Raw genomic sequence first — 17146 nt, 5'->3', positions numbered from 1 at the left:
TCGGGACCGCTCGTTACCGCTCGGCGGCGCGACGGCGACGGCGGATGCGCAGCACCGCGATCACGAGCACCGCGATGACGACGATCACGACGATCGCGCGCGAGTACGTGCCCATGAACTGCTCCACGACCGTCCAGTTCTCGCCGAGGACGAAGCCGAGCACGACGAAGAGGCTGTTCCACAGGCCGGAGCCGAGGGTCGTCAGCAGCAGGAACAGCGGCAGCGGCATGCGGTCGACGCCCGCGGGGATGGAGACGAGGCTGCGCACGATGGGCACGAAGCGCCCCGTGAAGACGGCGGTCTTGCCGTGACGGTGGAACCACGCCATGGCCTTGTCGACGTCCTCGCCGCTCATGAGCGGCACTTTCTCGGCCCAGCGCCGCAGGCGGACGACGCCGAGCACCTGGCCGAGGTAGTAGAGCCCCACGGCGCCGACGATCGAGCCGATCGTCGTGGCGATGATCGCGCCGGCGACGGTGAAGGACCCCTGGCTCGCCGTGAAGCCGGCGAGCGGCAGGATGATCTCGCTCGGGATGGGCGGGAAGATGCTCTCGATCGCCACGAGCAGCCCGGCACCGAACACGCCGAGGGTCTCCATGATGGCCACGGCCCAGTCGTCGATACCCACGAGACCGGACTGTACCGCTCCCGCCTATGACGACGGCGCGACGCCGACCTGTCAGGATGCAGCGCATGCGCAGACACTCCACGGCCGACATGACGCTGGCGGCGACGGGGGATGCCCGCCTCGTGCTCTCCGTCGCCGCGCACGCCCCCGCCCCCTCCCTCGACGAGCACCTCGAGATCACCCAGGAGGGCCGGGGGCTGCGCGCCACCGAGGTCGTCGACCCGCACGGCACGCGCCTGCACCTCGTCGACGTCGGCGCGGGCGAGGTGCGGGTGTCGTACCGCGCGACGGTCGAGGGCCGCGCCGAGCCGCTCGCCGTCTCCGCGGTCGACGAGGTCGTGTACCTGCGGCCGAGCCGCTACAGCGAGTCGGACTCGCTCGGGCCGACCGCGCACCGGGAGTTCCGCGGCCTGTCGGGCACGGACCTGCTGTTCGGCGTGAGCTCGTGGGTGGGCGAGCGCCTCGCCTACGTGCCCGGCTCGAGCCTGCCGACCGACGGCGCCGTGCGCACGCTGCTCTCGGGCCAGGGCGTCTGCCGCGACTACGCGCACCTCGTCGTCGGGCTGCTGCGCGCGCTCGACGTGCCCGCGCGGCTCGCCTCGGTCTACGCGCCGGGGCTCGACCCGATGGACTTCCACGCCGTCGCCGAGGCCGCGATCGACGGCCGCTGGTGCGTCGTCGACGCCACCACGCTCGCCCCGCGCTCCTCGCTGCTGCGCATCGCCGCGGGGCGCGACGCGAGCGACACCGCCTTCCTCAGCGTGCGCGGCGGCGGGGTCTCGCTGCAGGATCTCACCGTCACGGCGACGGTCGACGAGCTGCCGGGCGACGATCTGACGCAGCTGGTGTCGCTGGGCTGAGCAGGCTGAGGGGGCTGAGCGGGCACGGCGGGATGCTCGGCCGCCGCTCGACCGCCTAGAAGATCATCGGCCGGTCGTCGTCGTCCTCGTCCTCCGAGAGCTCGACGAGCACGGGCACGTGGTCGCTCGGGGCGTCGCCCTTGCGCTGCTCGCGCTCGATGCGGGCGTCCACCACCCGGTCGGCGAACGCCGGCGAGCCGAGCACGAAGTCGATGCGCATGCCCTCGTCGCGCGGGAACCGCAGCTGCTTGTAGTCCCAGAAGGTGAAGCCCTCCGGGACGAGCGGGCGCACGACGTCCGTCATGGCGACCTGCTCGAAGCGGGCGAAGGCGGCGCGCTCGGCGGGGGAGATGTGGGTCGAGACGCCCGGCACGAAGCTCGGGTCGCCCATGTCGGCATCGGTCGGCGCGACGTTGAAATCCCCCGTGAGCGCGAGCGGCGCCCCCGGGTTCTCGCGCTGCCAGCGCTCGGCGTCGAGGCTCAGCGCCTCGAGGAACCGCAGCTTGTAGTCCATGTGCGGGTCGTCGAGGGCGCGGCCGTTCGGGATGTAGAGGCTCCAGACGCGCACCCCGTCGACGGTGACGCCGAGCGCACGGGCCTCCTGCGGAGCATCCGGACCCTCATGCCCCTTCGCGAAGCCGGGCTGGCCCGCGAAGCCGACCTCGACGTCGGTCATGGGGCGGCGGCTGGCGATCGCGACGCCGTTCCACTGGTTGAGGCCGTGGATCTGCACCTCGTAGCCGGCCTCCTCAAAGACCTCGAGCGGGAACTGCTCGTTCTTGCACTTGATCTCCTGCATCGCCAGCACGTCGACGTCGGCGCTGACGAGCCAGTCGACGACGCGCTGCTTGCGGGTGCGGATCGAGTTGACGTTCCAGGTGGCGATGCGCATGAGCCCAGCGTACGGTCGCGCGGCCGCGGCCCCCGCGCTCCCGGCGCCCGCGGGCGGCATCCGGCCCGCCGGTAGGCTGGCCGCGTGACCGACGCACGCGAGCAGCTGATCCAGTACATCCGCGACGAGGCCGTGTTCCACGGCGACTTCACCCTCACGAGCGGCAAGAAGGCGACGTACTACATCGATCTGCGCAAGGTCAGCCTCGACCACCGCGTCGCCCCGCTCATCGGCCGCGTCATGACCGAGCTCATCGCGGACATCCCCGACGTCGCCGCCGTCGGCGGGCTCACCATGGGCGCCGACCCGATCGCGGCCGCCGTGCTGCACCAGGGCGCCGCCGCCGGGCACGCCTACGACGCCTTCGTCGTGCGCAAGGAGCCGAAGGACCACGGCCGCGGCAAGCAGGTCGAGGGCCCCGAGCTCGAGGGCAAGCGCGTCATCGTGCTCGAGGACACGTCGACCACCGGCGGCTCGCCGCTCGCCGCCGCGGCCGCGCTCGAGAAGGTCGGCGCGATCGTCGTCGCGGTGGCCGTCGTCGTCGACCGCGCGACCGGCGCGCAGCAGGTCATCGAGGATGCCGGGTACGAGTACCGGGCCGCCATCGGGCTCGCCGACCTCGGGCTCGCCTAGGGTCGAGCGCATGACCGACGACCGGCCGGAGCACGACGAGGGCGCGCTGCCCTCGCGGCGCGAGGCCCGGGCCGCGGAGGCCGCCGGCGAGCCCGCAGTCGCGGTCGATCCGCCGACCTCGGTCGAGCCGCCGCCCGCGGTCGAGCCGCCCTCGCTCGTCGAGCCCGAGCCCGAGCCCGACGCCGGTCCGCCGACCGAGCCGGTCGCCATCGAGGATCTCACGACGCAGGCCGTGCCGGTCGAGCAGCTGCTCACCCCGGGCGTGCCGATGGGCGCGCTGCTCGATCCGCCGCCCCCCGCGAACGTGGATGCCCCCACCGAGCTCCTCGTCGACGCGAGCGCCCTCGACCCCGCCCCCTCCGGCCCGTCGACCCTCGACACGGTCTTCGGCGACGCCGCCTTCGTCGAGTACCAGGATGAGCCGCTGCTCGCCCGTCGCCCCGACGAGCCCCGTCCCGCCCGTCGCGCCGCCGCGGCCGCGCCGCCGACCGCTTCCGGCGCGACGGCCCCCGCCCCGGGCCTCCCCCGCAGCCAGAAGGTGCTCATCGGCATCGCCATCGGGCTCGGCGTGCTCGTCGCCGCGATCGCCGCCTTCATCATCGGCATGCGCCTGCCGGGGCTCGTCGGCTTCGGGCCGGTCGCCTCGACGGGGCCCGGCCTCTCGTCCTCCGCCGCGCCGACCGAGAGCGCGTCGCCGGCCGCCGAGCCGAGCGCCACCGCGACCCCGCCGCCCGAGCCGAGCGAGACCGTCGCGCCCGCGACCGGCCCGCTGCCGGCCGGCGTGCACGACTGGGACGCGCTCGTCGGCGGGGAGTGCCTCGACCCCTTCGTCGACCCGTGGCAGGAGGAGTACACGGTCGTCGACTGCGCCGCCCCGCACGCCGCGCAGCTCATCGTCGCCGGCACGCTTCCCGGCGAGGAGGTCTCGGCTTACCCGGGGGAGGAGGCGCTCGCGGCCGAGATCCCGACCCTGTGCCGCACGGCCGGACTGGTCGACCTCGGGGTGGCCTCGGCGTTCCGCGACCTGCAGGTGGCGGGCTCGTACCCGGTGTCGGCCGAGGACTGGGCCGACGGCGAGCGCACCTACCGCTGCTTCGTCACGCGCAGCTCGGGCGAGCCGATCACCGGCTCGCTGACGCCGCCGATCGGCTGAGGCGGGCGACCCCGCACCGCGCTCGACGCGCGCCGGGCATCCCGCAGCACCGCCGCGCGCCGGGGCTACATCTCGACTTCGAGGGGCTCGCTGCTGACGAGCTCGTGCACGCCGGCGAGGATCTCGCTCGGGCGGAAGGGGTAGCGGGCGATCTCGCGCTCGTCGGCGATGCCCGTCATCACGAGGATGGTGTGCAGCCCGGCCTCGATGCCGGCGACGATGTCGGTGTCCATGCGGTCGCCGATCATCGCGGTGTTCTCGCTGTGCGCGCCGATGCGGTTCATGGCCGAGCGGAACATCATCGGGTTCGGCTTGCCGACCACGTAGGGCTCCTTGCCCGTGGCCTTCGTGATGAGGGCGCTGATCGCGCCCGTCGCGGGCATCGGGCCCTCGGCGCTCGGGCCGGTCGCGTCGGGGTTCGTCGCGATGAAGCGCGCGCCGTTGCCGATGAGGCGGATGGCCTTCGTGATGGCGTCGAAGGAGTAGTTGCGGGTCTCGCCGACGACGACGTAGTCGGGGTTCGTCTCGGTCATGATGAAGCCCGCCTCGTGCAGGGCCGTGGTGATGCCGGCCTCGCCGATGACGAAGGCGCTGCCGCCGGGCATCTGGCTGGCGCAGAAGTCGGCGGTGGCGAGCGCGCTCGTCCAGATCGACTCCTCGGGCACGTCGAGGCCGCTCGAGCGCAGGCGGGCCGCGAGGTCGCGCGGCGTGAAGATCGAGTTGTTCGTCAGCACGAGGAACGGGGTGCCGGTGTCGCGCCACTGCTGGATGAGCGCCGCGGCCCCGGGCAGCGCGGTGTTCTCGTGGACGAGCACGCCGTCCATGTCGGTCAGCCAGCACTCGATCTCACTGCGGTCAGCCATGGGGCGAGCCTACCGGCGGGTCGCGGCGACGGGATGCCCGGCTCAGGCCCGGGTGACGTCGAGCCCGAGGCGCCGCTGCATGACGGCGAGGGCCGCCTCGCTCTCGTCGATCGCGATGACGCGGCGCCCGAGCAGGCGGGCCGCCTCGGCGGTCGTGCCGCTGCCCGCGAAGGGATCGAGCACCCAGTCGCCCTCGGCGGTGGAGGCCTGCACGATGCGGCGCAGGATGCCGAGCGGCTTCTGCGTCGGGTACCCGGTCTTCTCGCGCCCGGTCGTCGTCACGATCGTGTGCCACCAGACGTCGGTCGGCAGCTTGCCGCGCACCGCCTTCTCGGCCGTCACGAGCCCCGGCGCCATGTACGGCTCGCGATCGACCTCCTTCGAATCGAAGAAGTAGGCCTTCGGATTCTTGACGTAGACGAGGATCGTGTCGTGCTTCGTCGGCCAGCGCCGGCGCGACTTCGCCCCGTAGTCGTAGGCCCAGATGATCTCGTTGAGGAAGCAGTCGCGGCCGAACAGCGCATCGAGCGCGACCTTCGCGTAGTGCGCCTCGCGGTAGTCGAGGTGCAGGTAGAGCGTGCCGCGCTCGTCGAGCAGCCGCCACGCCTGCTCGAGGCGCGGCGCGAGGAAGGCCCAGTAGTCGGCGAAGCGGTCGTCGTAGCTGGTGAGGGCCTCGACGGTGCGGATGTAGCTCTGGCCGCCGAAGCCGCGCCAGGCGGTGGCATCGCCGGGCTCGGCCTCGCGCACGTGCGAGGTGGTGCGTCGCTGCTGGGGCCGGCCGGTGTTGAACGGCGGATCCAGGTAGATCAGTCGCATGCTCGCGTCGGGCAGGCGGCGCATGACCGCGAGGTTGTCGCCGTGCACGAGCAGGTCGGGGCTGCCGGGGTGCCAGAGCGGGGCATCCGGATGCTCGGCCCCCGTCTCGGTCATGGCCCGAGATTAACAGCCGCGCACCGCGGGCTCGCGTGCCGCAACTCCTGCATCTGCCGCGGGCGGCCCGACAGCGCCGCGGGCAGAGGGGAGGTTCGGGCCGGGATTGCAGGAGTTCCGGCACGCCGGCTCCCCGCTCCGCGGGGTCGGCCGACTGCGTAGCCTGGGCGCGTGACCGACTCGACGCCGCCGGGCGACCCGCTGCCCGCGACCGGCGATCCGGTGGGCGCGCCGGGCGAGCCCGCCCCCGCGCACGGCGTCGGCCCGCACCCCGAGCCCTGGCCCGACGACCCGCGACTCGACCCCGAGCTGCTGCGCGAGGGCGACGCCCGCAACGTCGTCGATCGCTACCGCTACTGGAGCATGGCCGCCATCGTCGCCGACCTCGACGAGCGGCGGCACCCGTTCCACGTCGCGATCGAGAACTGGCAGCACGACATGAACATCGGCTCGATCGTGCGCACGGCCAACGCGTTTCTCGCCGCCGAGGTGCACATCGTCGGCCGCCGCCGCTGGAACAAGCGCGGGGCCATGGTCACCGACCGCTACCAGCACGTGCGGCACCACGGGACCGTCGCCGAGCTCGTCGACTTCGCGCGCGCGCACGACCTCGTGATCGTGGCGGTCGACAACGTCGAGGGCAGCAGGGCGGTGGACGCCCGGCCGCTGCCCGAGCGCTGCCTGCTGCTCTTCGGCCAGGAGGGCCCGGGCGTGAGCGTCGAGGCGCTCGCCGCGGCCTCCGAGGTCGTCGAGATCCGGCAGTTCGGGTCGACGCGGTCGATGAACGCCGGCGCCGCCGCGGCCGTCGTGATGCACGAGTGGGTGCGCGTGCACGCGGCGCCGGCCGGAGCATCCTGACCGCGATGCATCGCTGCGCGGCGCGCGCGATGCGCTCTTGACCGCGCCCGCCGCGACCGATGGACTGGGCGCATGACCGCGATCACCGATGATCTGCCCGCCCGACTCATCCACCAGGAGCACGAGGGGTGGGACGCGCTCGTGCGAGGCGACGGCGGCACCCACTTCCATCACGCGATGACCGGGGACGCGGTGATGATCACCCCCGGCTCGGTGATCGAGCGCGGCGCGATCATCGCCGCGCTGCAGGGCTCGACGTGGGACGAGTACGCGATGAGCGAGCACCGCGTGGTGCGCCTCGGCGACCGCGCGGCCGTGCTGGCGTACCGGGTCAGCGCCCGCCGCGACGGCAGCCCCGTCGAGCTGCGCGCCTCGACGACGTACCTGTACCACGAGGGCCGCTGGCGCATCGGGGCGCACCAGCAGACGCCGGTCGACTGAGGCGGTCGGCGGCGCTCAGCGCGCGCGCCGCACCCGGATCGGCCCCTTCGCGGTCGACGGGTCGACGACCCGGCCGCCCTGCGTGATCTCCACCTCGCCCGCGGCGACGAGTCGGCGGGCGGCGCGGCGTGCGGGCTCCATGAGGGCGCGCCAGGCGTCATCGTCGGTGCCACCGTCGGTCGCGTGGCCGGTTGCGCCGTCCGCCGCGGCGACCGCGCGGGCGGCCTCGCTCGGGCAGATGGTGGCGTCGTGCGCGCGCTGCGCGAGCAGGCCGCGGATGCTCTCCTCGAGCGCCCGGTCGACGGGCCGCACCGTGCGGGCCCGGCAGGCGTCGCTGCAGTAGCGCACCGCCTCCCAGTCGCGCGCCCACGCCGCCCGCCACTCGATGCGGCGCCCGCAGCTCGCGCAGGTCTTGTCGGCGCGCGCATCCGCCGCGGTGTCGCTCGCCTCGCGCTTCCGGCCCATACGGTCAGTGTCGCGGGCGCGCGTGGATGCGGGCTGTGCGGCCGCCGCGACGGTCGGTCGAGCCAGTTGTCCGAGCGGACAACCGCGCGTCGCCGCCCTACACTCGACGGGTGCCCGAGACCGACCGCGACGCCGCGCCCGACGCCTCCGTGGCCGCCGTCCCGGCCGCCGCCGGGGCCTCTGCGGTCGAGCGCAAGCCCGCGGGGCGCAAGAGCTCGGAGGAGCGCCGCGAGGAGATCCTGCGCGCCACCCTCGGCATCGTCGCCCGCAAGGGCTTCGCGAGCGTGACGCTGCGCGAGGTCGCGGCCGAGGTCGGCGTCGTGCACGGGCTCATCCGCCACTACTTCGCCACCCGCGAGGAGCTCATGGCGGTCGCCTTCGACCGCGCGGCCACCGCCGAGCTCGCGGCCGACTCGGCGCTGCTCGCCTCGCTCGAGCCGGTGCCGGCGCTCGCCGCCTGGCTCGCGACGACGCCGGAGGACCACTACCTGGTCTGGATCGACGCCTGGAGCGAGGCGCCCCGCAACCCCGCCCTCGCCCAGACGCTCGTGCGGCACCACCACGCGTGCGAGGCGCTGCTCGCGGGCGTCATCCGGCGCGCGGTCGACGTCGGGCTCGCGACGAGCGCCGACCCCGACGACGACGCGCGCATGCTGACGGCGCTCGCCGACGGCGTCGCCGTGCAGCACCACGCGATGGGGGTGGTGGATGCGCCCGCCGCCGACGCGCTCGTCTTCACGGCGACCGAGCAGCGCCTCGGCATGACCCCGGGCTCGCTCGCCGCCGTGCTCGCCGACGCGGGCGCCGGCACGGGCGCGGCCCGCGGCCGCTGGGCCGACTGAGCCGTCGGAGCCGTCGGGGCCGCCTGCGCCACGCCGTCGAGCGGCGCTAGGCCTCGACGACCACCGCGAGGCCCTGCCCGACGCCGATGCAGATCGCGGCGACGCCGATGCCGCCGCCGCGGGCACGCAGGGCGTGCGCGAGGTGGCCGATGATGCGGCCGCCGGAGGCGCCGAGCGGGTGGCCGAGGGCGATCGCGCCGCCGTCGACGTTCACCTTCTCGGGGTCGAGCTCCGTCCAGAGCCGCAGGCAGGCGAGGCTCTGCGCGGCGAAGGCCTCATTGAGCTCGACGAGGTCGACGTCGGCCCAGGTGCGCCCGGCGCGGGCGAGTGCCCGGTTCGCCGCCTCGACGGGGGCGATGCCGAAGACGTCGGGGTCGTTGCCGGCCGTTCCACGGCCGGTGATGCGGGCGAGGGGCTCGGCGTCGAGCGCGCCCTCCGACCCGATGAGCAGCATGCTCGCGCCGTCGTTGAGGGGGGAGGAGTTGCCCGCCGTCACGGTGCCGCCCTCGGGTCGGAACACCGGGGAGAGCCCGGCGAGGGCATCCATCGTCGAATCGGCGCGGATGCCCTCGTCGCGCGCGAGGTCGACGCCCGGGACGGGAACGATCTCGGCGTCGTACCGCCCCGCATCCCAGGCGGCGGCGGCGCGCTGGTGCGAGCGCACGGCGAAGGCATCCTGCTCCTCGCGGGTGATGTCAAAGCGGTCGGCGAGGATCTCGGCGGTCTCGCCCAGCGCGACCGTCCAGCGCGCGTCCATGCGCGGGTTCGTCATGCGCCATCCGAGGGTCGTCGAGTGCATCTGCTCGTGCCCGACGGGGTAGGCGCGGCTCGGCTTCTGCACGACCCAGGGCGCCCGGCTCATCGACTCGACGCCGCCGGCGACCATGAGCGCGGCATCCCCCGCCTCGATCGCGCGCGAGGCCTGGATGACGCTCTCGACGCTCGAGCCGCAGAGCCGATTGACGGTGACACCCGGCACGGAGGTCGGCAGTCCCGCGAGCAGCGCGGCCATGCGGGCCACGTTGCGGTTGTCCTCGCCTGCCTGATTCGCGTCGCCGAGGATGACGTCCTCGATGCGGGCGGGGTCGAGCCCCGGGTGGCGGTCAACGAGGGCGCGCAGCGTCGAGGCGGCGAGGTCGTCGGGGCGGATGCCCGCGAGCGCCTTCCCGATGCGGCCGAACGGTGTGCGCACGGCGTCGTAGATGACGGCAGCGGTCATGCTCTGGCCTCCTCGGCCTCGGGTCGGGCGGCTGGATCGGCCCGCAGCGGCAGGCCCACGAGCGCCTCGAGCTCGGCGTGCGGGGCGCCGAACGACTCGACGAGCCGCAGCCCCTCGGCCCCGGGCTCGAAGATGCCGTGATCCGTATACACGCGCGAGACGCAGCCGACCGCGGTGAGCGGGTAGCTGCACGCCGCGACGAGCTTGGAGGCGCCGGACTTCGTCAGCAGATCCATCATCACCCAGACGCTGCGGGCGCCGAGGGCGAGGTCCATCGCGCCGCCGACGGCGGGGATGGCGTCGGGGGAGCCCGTCGACCAGTTCGCGAGGTCGCCCTGCGCCGAGACCTGGAAGGCCCCGAGCACGCAGACGTCGAGGTGCCCGCCGCGCATCATCGCGAAGGAGTCGGCGTGGTGGAAGTACGCGGCGCCGGGCAGCTCGGTCACCGGGATCTTGCCCGCGTTGATGAGGTCGGGGTCGACGGCGTCGCCGCTCGCGGCGGGCCCCATGCCGAGCATGCCGTTCTCGGTATGCAGGGTCACGCCGTCCTCGGGGCGCAGGTGATCGGCGACGAGGGTGGGCGCGCCGATGCCGAGGTTGACGAAGGAGCCGGGGGCGATGTCGGCGGCGATGCGCGCGGCGAGGGCGGTGCGGTCGAGGCGGGCGGCGCCGGCGGCGGGCGCGGCTTCTGCCGCGGCCGATGCGGCCGGTGCGGAGTGCGTGTCGGTCATGCGGATGCCCCTCCCGTGCTCGCCTCGGCGGCTGCCCGCTCGGCGACCGGGCGCAGGGCGCCCTCCGCGTCGAGCCAGTCGCGGTCGCCGACCTCGACGACGCGCTGCACGTAGATGCCCGGCGTGACGACGGCCTCGGGGTCGAGCGCCCCCACCGGCACGACGCGGTCGACCTGCGCGACGGTGGTGCGCGCCGCGGCCGCCATGAGCGGGCCGAAGTTGCGGCTCGTGCGGCGGTAGACGAGGTTGCCGAGCGCGTCGGCGCGGTAGGCGCTGATGAGGGCCAGGTCGGCGTGCAGGGGCAGCTCGAGGATGTGCGGGCGACCGTCGAACTCGCGCACCTCCTTGCCCTCGGCGATCAGGGTGCCGGCGCCGGTGGGCGTGTAGAAGGCGCCGATGCCGGCGCCCGCGGCCCGGATGCGCTCGGCGAGGTTGCCCTGCGGCACGAGCTCGAGCTCGATGCGGCCGGAGCGGTACAGCTCGTCGAAGACCCATGAGTCGGTCTGGCGGGGGAAGGAGCAGACGATGCGCCGCACGCGACCCGCGGCGAGGAGCGCGGCGAGGCCGTGGTCGCCGTTGCCCGCGTTGTTCGAGACCACGGTGAGATCCGAGGCGCCGTGCTCGATGAGGCCCTCGATGAGGGCGGCGGGCTGCCCGGCGAGGCCGAAGCCGCCGATCATGACGGTCGCGCCGTCGGCGACGTCGGCGAGGGCATCCCGGATCGATGGCGCGATCTTCGCGATCACGGCGCTCCCCTCGTCAGGCGCGCTCCGTCGCGCGCACCGCCGGCGCCACGGGGCGCCGAGCGTTGGTTCACATAGCGAACGAGTGTTCGCAGAACAAACGTACCATCGCCCCGAACACGACGCCAGATAGGGTGAGATGCAATCCCATTTCCACCCGAAGGGACCACCATGCCAGCCGCCGTCATCATCGGCGCCCAGTGGGGCGACGAAGGCAAGGGCAAGGCGACCGATCTGCTCGCCGGCCGCATCGACTACGTCGTCAAGTTCAACGGCGGCAACAACGCCGGGCACACCGTCGTCATCGGCGACGAGAAGTACGCCCTGCACCTGCTGCCGAGCGGCATCCTCACTCCGGGCGTCACGCCCGTCATCGCGGGCGGCGTCGTCATCGACATCGCCGTGCTCTTCGAGGAGCTCGACGCGCTCGTGGCCCGAGGCGTCGACGTCTCGCGCCTGCGCATCAGCGCCAACGCGCACGTCATCACCCACTACCACCGCACCCTCGACAAGGTGACGGAGCGGTTCCTCGGCAAGCGCCAGATCGGCACCACCGGCCGCGGCATCGGGCCGACCTACGCCGACAAGATCAACCGCGTCGGGATCCGCATGCAGGATCTCTTCGACGAGAACATCCTGCGGCAGAAGGTCGAGGGCGCCCTGCACCAGAAGAACCACCTGCTGGTGAAGGTCTACAACCGCCGCGCGATCACCGTCGACGAGATCGTCGAGGACCTGCTGTCGTACACCGAGCGCCTGCGCCCCATGGTGGTCGACACCGGCCTCGAGCTGCACCAGGCCCTCGAGCGCGGCGATACCGTGCTCTTCGAGGGCGGCCAGGCCACCATGCTCGACGTCGACCACGGCACCTACCCCTTCGTCACCTCGTCGAGCTCGACGAGCGGCGGCGCGGCCACCGGCTCGGGCATCGCGCCCAACCGCATCGACCGGGTCATCGGCATCGTCAAGGCGTACACGACGCGCGTCGGCGCGGGCCCGTTCCCGACGGAGCTATTCGACGCCTCCGGCGATTTCCTGCGGGATGCGGGGCACGAGTACGGCACCACGACGGGTCGCCCCCGCCGCTGCGGCTGGTACGACGCCCCCATCGCCCGCTACTCGGCCCGCGTCAACGGGGTCACCGACTACGTGATGACGAAGCTCGACGTGCTCACCGGCCTCGAGCGCATCCCCGTCTGCGTCGCCTACGACGTCGACGGCGTGCGCGTCGACGAGGTGCCCGTCTCGCAGAGCGACTTCCACCACGCGACCCCGATCTACGAGGAGCTGCCGGGCTGGAGCGAGGACATCTCGGGCGCCCGCACCTTCGAGGAGCTGCCGAAGAACGCGCAGGACTACGTCATCGCCATCGAGGCGATGAGCGGTGCGCGCATCTCGGCCATCGGCGTCGGCCCCGGCCGCGACGAGATCGTCGTGCGCCACGACCTGCTCGACTAGGCCCGCGTGACCGCCCGCCCGCTGCCCGCCGACGTGCTCGAGGGGCACGGGGTGCGGTTGGAGCCCTTCGAGTCGGCTCATCTGCCGGGCCTGCGCGACGCCCTCGCGCGGCCGGAGGTCTTCGCCGGCGGCTGGGGCGGCGGCCCCGCGGCATTCCGCGAGGGCGAGGCCTTCGACGCCTGGGTCGTGCAGTACCTGCCGGTGCGGCCCGAGCTGCCCGAGCCGCGGCCGCAGGTGCGCGTCGTGCGGGCGACGGCGGGCGCGCTCGCCGGCCGTGTGATCGGCACGAGCACGATCACCGACCTCGTCGCGCGCACGGAGTCGGCGCACATCGGATACACCGCCTACGCCCCCGAGGCGTGGGGCGGCACGGTCAACCCGGCATGCAAGCTGCTGCTGCTCGGCCACCTCTTCGACCACGGCTACGGCCGGGTGAAGCTGCAGGCCGACGTGCGCAACGCCCGCTCGCGCGCCGCGATCGCGCGGCTCGGGGCGACGTTCGAGGGCATCACCCGCCGCGACCAGCAGCGCGCCGACGGCACCTGGCGCGATGCGGCGGTCTTCTCCATCACGATCGACGACTGGCCCGGCGTGCGGGCCGCTCTCCTCGCCCGCGTCACCGGCGCGGGCTGACGAGACGGACGAGGGTGACCTACTTCTGACACCCTGTCAAGCCCCTGGCATCGATCGCTCAGGCTCCGTAGCTTCGCAGAATGACACTCGCACCCCCCGCTCCCGGCGCGGACGCCGATCCGGACGGCGCCCCCGAGAGCCGTGCCCCCCGCACCGCCACCCAGACCACCCCGCGCCGCACCCGTTCGGCCGCCCGCACCGCCCCCGTCGAACCCCTGCCCATCCCGACCCCCCGCGGACCCGTCAGCGCGGCGCTCATCGCCGTGCTCACCGGTCGCGTCGGCGCTCCGCCGATCGTGTCGTCCTTCGACGCCCAGGTCGAGCGCGCGATCATCGCGAGCCCCGACATCCTCACCGATGACGACCTGCAGCTCGCGCTGCTCTGCTTCGGCGCGCTCGACGCCGGCGGCCTCGGCCGGGTGGATGCGCGCTGGGCCGCCGATCCGCTGCTCCTCGCCGTGCGCGAGAACCTCGAGGTGGCCCTCGAGGAGTCCCTGCGCCAGGAGGTGCACCTGCCCTCCGCACGACTCGCCCGCGGCGCGCTCGCGACCGGCGACGACGTCGCCGACGCGGTCGCCGCGACGCTCGACGGCATCATCGATGACGCGGACGCCGCGCGCCCCTACTGCTACCTCGCCCAGCACGCGACCGCCGCGCAGCTGCGCGAGCACCTCGTGGCCCGGTCGATCCGCTCCGTGCTCGTCGACGCCGACCAGCGCGTCGTCGCCGACGACGCGACCGCGGCCGCCGGCCTGCTCGCGCGGCTCGGCGACCAGCGCCTGCAGACCCAGCGCGGCTGCTACGTCGACGTGGTCGACGTGCGCGTGCTGACCGCCGTGAACACGACGGCCATGCTCGCGCGCCACGACCGCCTGCGCGGCCTCTTCTACGGCCTGCGCACCACCACCGGCTCGGTCGAGACCTCGATCGAGACCGCCGTGGTCGCTGCCCTCGGCCGACTCGGCAAGCCCCTCCTGCAGTCCGACGCCGCCCGCGGCGCCGGCGCGGGCCGCGCCCGCATCGCCGCCGGACTGGTCGAGGCCGAGCCCGCGCTGCTCGACGACGTGCTCCTCGGCGCCGCGATCGGCGTCGCCGTCGAGCGCTGGATCACCGAGCACGAGGTCGTGCGCTGGAAGGTCGGCCGCAGCGCCCTCCGCGACTGCGACGCGATCGGCCGCGACGAGGTGCTGCGCGCCGATCGCGCCGCCGAGGCGCCCCTCGTCGACGATCGCCCCATCACCCTCCCCGTCGAGCGCACGGGCGGCATCCGGCGATGAACGACGAGGCGTTCACCGACGCCGAGTACGTCCTCACCCTCCGCTGGCGCGAGCCCGGGCCCATCGCCGAGGTCGCACGGTACGCGGCATCCATCGCCGAATGGATGCCCGTCACCGTGATCGACGACTCGGCACCCGCGCTCGCCGCCGTGCACGCGCATGCGCTGCCCGACTCGGTGCGGCACCACCGGCCCGGGCAGCCCCGGGTCACCGGCCGGCACGGCACCGCCCACGGCGTGCACACCGGGCGCCTGCCGGGCCTGCGCCCGCGGGCGATCATCGCCGCGCACGACGTTCGCTACGACCGCGACAGCCTCGTGGCCCTGCTCGAGGCGGCCCCCGAGGCCGACATCGTGCTGCCCCAGACGGTGCTGCGCCCGCAGCCGTGGCACGCGCGCTGGGACACCGCGCGCAGTCTCGTGACGCGCGCCGTGGTCTCGCCCTGGTTCGTCGGCGACGAGCGCGCCACGGCCGTCATCTGCCGCGACACCTTCCAGGCGGTCGGCGGTAAGGAGAGCCCGCTGCTGCACGACGTGCCCGAGCTGCAGCGCATCGTCGACTCCGTCGGCGGCGAGGTGGTGACGGCGCTCGACGTCTACGTGGAGCGCCTCGCTCCGAGCGTGCCGCGCTTCTGGCGCCAGCGGCTGCGGCAGGCGGGCGACTCGTTCGGCCACCCCGCGCGGGTCGCCGGCGAGCTGGCGTTGCTGCCGAGCATCTTGCTGGCCGCCCGCAAGCCGCCGCTGCTGGCCGCGGCCGCGCTCGGCACCGTGATCGTCGCCGAGGTCGGGCGCCGCCGTGCGGGCGGGGCCGACCACTACCGGGGGGATGCCGCGCTCTGGGCGCCCGTCTGGGTAGCCGAGCGGGCCGTCGGCGCGTGGGCCGCGATCGCCCAGCGCATCCGCCACCGCTGAGCCGCGCATCCCGGCGCTGACGAGCGCCTGCGCGACGGATACGCTCGGAGCATGGATGATGCGGCCCTCGCCGAGCTCGGCTCCCTGCGCAAGAGCATCGACAACATCGATGCGGCCCTCGTGCACCTGCTCGCCGAGCGGTTCAAGTGCACGCAGAGCGTCGGGCGGCTCAAGGCCGTCACCGGCCTGCCCGCCTCCGACCCCGAGCGCGAGCGCGTGCAGATCGCCCGGCTGCGCAGCCTCGCCGAGGAGGCCGAGCTCGACCCGGCCTTCGCCGAGAAGTTCCTGACGTTCATCGTCGCCGAGGTCATCCACCACCACGAGCAGATCGCCTCCACCGGCTCCGTCGCGGCCGCGGAGTGAGCGCGCCCGCTCCGGCGGACGCGGCGCGGCCCCGCGAGGGCTGGATCGCCGCCCAGTTCGGGCTCGCCGGGCTCGTCTGGGGCGCCAGCTTCCTCTTCATCGCCCTCGCCCTCACGGGCCTCTCGCCCGTGCAGGTGGCCACCGCCCGCGCCGTCCTCGGCGCCGTCACGCTGCTGCTGCTCGTGCTCGTCACCCGCGACCGCCTACCCGCCTGGGGCCCGGTCTGGGGGCACCTCGCCGTCATCGGCGTGATGTTCTGCGTCGTGCCGTACCTGCTGTTCTCGTGGGCGCAGCAGTACGTCGCCTCGGGGCTCGCGAGCGTCTACAACGCCACGACCCCGATCATGACCGCGCTCATCGCGGCGCTCGTGCTGCGCGTCGAGCGGCTCGACCGGGCGCAGGTGCTCGGCATCGGCATCGGCATCCTCGGCGTCGTCGTCATCATCGGGCCGTGGCAGGGCGTCGAGCTCGGCGGCGACCTGCTGCCCCAGCTCGCCATGCTCGGCGCGACCGCCTGCTACGGCTTCAGCCTCTCGTACATGCGCCGCCACCTCGCCGCGACCGGGCTCAGCGCACTGGCCATGACGGCGGCGTACATCGGCATCGCGGCGGTCGTGCTGCTGGCGCTCACGCCGATCATCGGGCTCGATCCGGTCTCGCTGACGCCGACCGTGGTCGGGACGGTGGTGGCCCTCGGGGCCCTCGGGACCGGGCTCGCCTACGTCTGGAACCAGAACGTCGTGCGCGCGTGGGGCGCGACGCGGGCATCCACCGTCACGTACATCACGCCGGTCATCGGCGTGCTGCTCGGCATCCTCGTGCTCGGCGAGCGCCTCGTCTGGAACGAGCCCGTCGGCGCCGCCCTCGTCATCCTCGGGGTGCTGCTCGCGCAGGGGCGGCTGCGGGTGCGGCGTCGGCCGACCGGGCCGGTGCTGCCCGCCGCCTGACCGGCGGCGCGGGGGCGACGCGGCGGGACCCGGCGGCGGGACCCGGCCGCGGGACGGCCCGGCGTCGGGATGCTCGGCTCAGGCGTGCGCAAATGCAGGAGTCGCACGGCGCGTCGACTCTGGTCATGCGGCGACACACCGACCTCGGTCGCCGAACTCCTGCATTCGTGCCAGGCAGGACGGGCGAGCGGCTCCGGGGTGCCCGCGATCAGGAGTCGCGCGGCGTGTCGACCCGAGTCATGCGGCGACACGCCGACCCCGACCGTCCGCGTCCTGATCGCGGACAGCCGGTGGGCGAC

Annotated in this window: 20 protein-coding genes; 12 read left to right on the top strand and 8 right to left on the bottom strand. The window is 74.0% G+C overall.

Annotation, left to right across the window (positions count from 1 at the left end):
• Positions 1-13: 13 nt before the first annotated feature.
• The gene (locus HGB54_RS12090; RefSeq protein ID WP_228545838.1) at positions 14-628 is read right to left on the bottom strand and encodes a DedA family protein; all 615 of its coding nucleotides are present in this window, start codon (positions 626-628) and stop codon (positions 14-16) included.
• A 65-nt stretch (positions 629-693) separates the two neighbouring features.
• Here HGB54_RS12090 and HGB54_RS12085 point away from each other — a divergent pair, with 65 nt between their 5' ends.
• The gene (locus tag HGB54_RS12085) at positions 694-1488 is read left to right on the top strand and encodes a transglutaminase-like domain-containing protein (RefSeq protein WP_168916630.1); all 795 of its coding nucleotides are present in this window, start codon (positions 694-696) and stop codon (positions 1486-1488) included.
• 55 nt (positions 1489-1543) lie between these two features.
• On the opposite strand, the gene HGB54_RS12080 is transcribed toward HGB54_RS12085, so the two are convergent.
• Positions 1544-2380 carry an exodeoxyribonuclease III gene (locus HGB54_RS12080; RefSeq protein WP_168916629.1) on the bottom strand — a complete coding sequence of 279 codons (837 nt, stop codon included), beginning with the start codon at positions 2378-2380 and terminating at the stop codon, positions 1544-1546.
• 84 nt (positions 2381-2464) lie between these two features.
• Here HGB54_RS12080 and pyrE point away from each other — a divergent pair, with 84 nt between their 5' ends.
• Positions 2465-3013, top strand: a complete 549-nt coding sequence (gene pyrE, locus HGB54_RS12075; RefSeq protein ID WP_168916628.1) for an orotate phosphoribosyltransferase — start codon at positions 2465-2467, stop codon at positions 3011-3013.
• Positions 3014-3023: 10 nt separating this feature from the next.
• Complete coding sequence (locus HGB54_RS12070) at positions 3024-4166, top strand: septum formation family protein (protein WP_168916627.1); 1143 nt, start codon at positions 3024-3026, stop codon at positions 4164-4166.
• A gap of 65 nt (positions 4167-4231) precedes the next feature.
• On the opposite strand, the gene HGB54_RS12065 is transcribed toward HGB54_RS12070, so the two are convergent.
• Both HGB54_RS12065 and HGB54_RS12060 read right to left on the bottom strand, forming a co-directional pair.
• Positions 4232-5029, bottom strand: a complete 798-nt coding sequence (locus tag HGB54_RS12065) for an HAD-IIA family hydrolase (protein WP_168916626.1) — start codon at positions 5027-5029, stop codon at positions 4232-4234.
• 42 nt (positions 5030-5071) lie between these two features.
• The gene (locus HGB54_RS12060) at positions 5072-5959 is read right to left on the bottom strand and encodes a DNA-methyltransferase (protein ID WP_168916625.1); all 888 of its coding nucleotides are present in this window, start codon (positions 5957-5959) and stop codon (positions 5072-5074) included.
• Between the two features lie 171 nt (positions 5960-6130).
• Here HGB54_RS12060 and HGB54_RS12055 point away from each other — a divergent pair, with 171 nt between their 5' ends.
• Positions 6131-6817: a TrmH family RNA methyltransferase gene (locus HGB54_RS12055; RefSeq protein WP_407663491.1), complete on the top strand. Its 687-nt coding sequence runs from the start codon at positions 6131-6133 to the stop codon at positions 6815-6817.
• A gap of 72 nt (positions 6818-6889) precedes the next feature.
• A complete protein-coding gene (locus HGB54_RS12050; RefSeq protein WP_168916624.1) occupies positions 6890-7258 on the top strand; it encodes a nuclear transport factor 2 family protein in 369 nt (122 codons plus the stop codon).
• A gap of 15 nt (positions 7259-7273) precedes the next feature.
• Here the strand turns inward: HGB54_RS12050 and HGB54_RS12045 are convergent, their stop codons facing one another.
• Positions 7274-7723, bottom strand: coding sequence for a DUF2256 and DUF3253 domain-containing protein (locus HGB54_RS12045; RefSeq protein WP_168916623.1), 450 nt, complete (start codon positions 7721-7723; stop codon positions 7274-7276).
• 110 nt (positions 7724-7833) lie between these two features.
• Between HGB54_RS12045 and HGB54_RS12040 the strand changes: the two genes are divergently transcribed.
• A complete protein-coding gene (locus tag HGB54_RS12040; RefSeq protein WP_168916622.1) occupies positions 7834-8565 on the top strand; it encodes a TetR/AcrR family transcriptional regulator in 732 nt (243 codons plus the stop codon).
• A gap of 46 nt (positions 8566-8611) precedes the next feature.
• Here the strand turns inward: HGB54_RS12040 and HGB54_RS12035 are convergent, their stop codons facing one another.
• The 3 genes from HGB54_RS12035 to HGB54_RS12025 are packed head-to-tail and all read right to left on the bottom strand — an operon-like array spanning position 8612 to position 11261.
• Positions 8612-9784 carry a thiolase family protein gene (locus HGB54_RS12035; RefSeq protein ID WP_168916621.1) on the bottom strand — a complete coding sequence of 391 codons (1173 nt, stop codon included), beginning with the start codon at positions 9782-9784 and terminating at the stop codon, positions 8612-8614.
• A complete protein-coding gene (locus HGB54_RS12030; protein ID WP_168916620.1) occupies positions 9781-10515 on the bottom strand; it encodes a 3-oxoacid CoA-transferase subunit B in 735 nt (244 codons plus the stop codon). Before HGB54_RS12030 ends, HGB54_RS12035 begins: the two co-directional genes overlap by 4 nt.
• Complete coding sequence (locus HGB54_RS12025) at positions 10512-11261, bottom strand: 3-oxoacid CoA-transferase subunit A (RefSeq protein ID WP_168916619.1); 750 nt, start codon at positions 11259-11261, stop codon at positions 10512-10514. The genes HGB54_RS12030 and HGB54_RS12025 overlap by 4 nt, the downstream gene beginning before the upstream one ends.
• Before the next feature lie 168 nt (positions 11262-11429).
• Between HGB54_RS12025 and HGB54_RS12020 the strand changes: the two genes are divergently transcribed.
• From HGB54_RS12020 to HGB54_RS11995, 6 genes are all read left to right on the top strand, one after another.
• Positions 11430-12716: an adenylosuccinate synthase gene (locus HGB54_RS12020; protein WP_168916618.1), complete on the top strand. Its 1287-nt coding sequence runs from the start codon at positions 11430-11432 to the stop codon at positions 12714-12716.
• 6 nt (positions 12717-12722) lie between these two features.
• Entirely contained in the window at positions 12723-13349 is a 627-nt protein-coding gene (locus HGB54_RS12015) for a GNAT family N-acetyltransferase (RefSeq protein WP_168916617.1), read from the top strand.
• Positions 13350-13429: 80 nt separating this feature from the next.
• Positions 13430-14626, top strand: a complete 1197-nt coding sequence (locus tag HGB54_RS12010) for a hypothetical protein (protein WP_168916616.1) — start codon at positions 13430-13432, stop codon at positions 14624-14626.
• A complete protein-coding gene (locus tag HGB54_RS12005; RefSeq protein WP_168916615.1) occupies positions 14623-15537 on the top strand; it encodes a glycosyltransferase family 2 protein in 915 nt (304 codons plus the stop codon). The genes HGB54_RS12010 and HGB54_RS12005 overlap by 4 nt, the downstream gene beginning before the upstream one ends.
• A 51-nt stretch (positions 15538-15588) precedes the next feature.
• Positions 15589-15900, top strand: a complete 312-nt coding sequence (locus tag HGB54_RS12000) for a chorismate mutase (RefSeq protein ID WP_168916614.1) — start codon at positions 15589-15591, stop codon at positions 15898-15900.
• Complete coding sequence (locus tag HGB54_RS11995; protein ID WP_168916613.1) at positions 15897-16847, top strand: DMT family transporter; 951 nt, start codon at positions 15897-15899, stop codon at positions 16845-16847. Before HGB54_RS12000 ends, HGB54_RS11995 begins: the two co-directional genes overlap by 4 nt.
• The last annotated feature ends 299 nt before the right edge of the window (positions 16848-17146 follow it).

This window comes from Microcella flavibacter (assembly GCF_012530535.1).
Classification (GTDB): domain Bacteria; phylum Actinomycetota; class Actinomycetes; order Actinomycetales; family Microbacteriaceae; genus Microcella; species Microcella flavibacter.
This window is presented reverse-complemented; position numbering and strand designations above follow the sequence as displayed.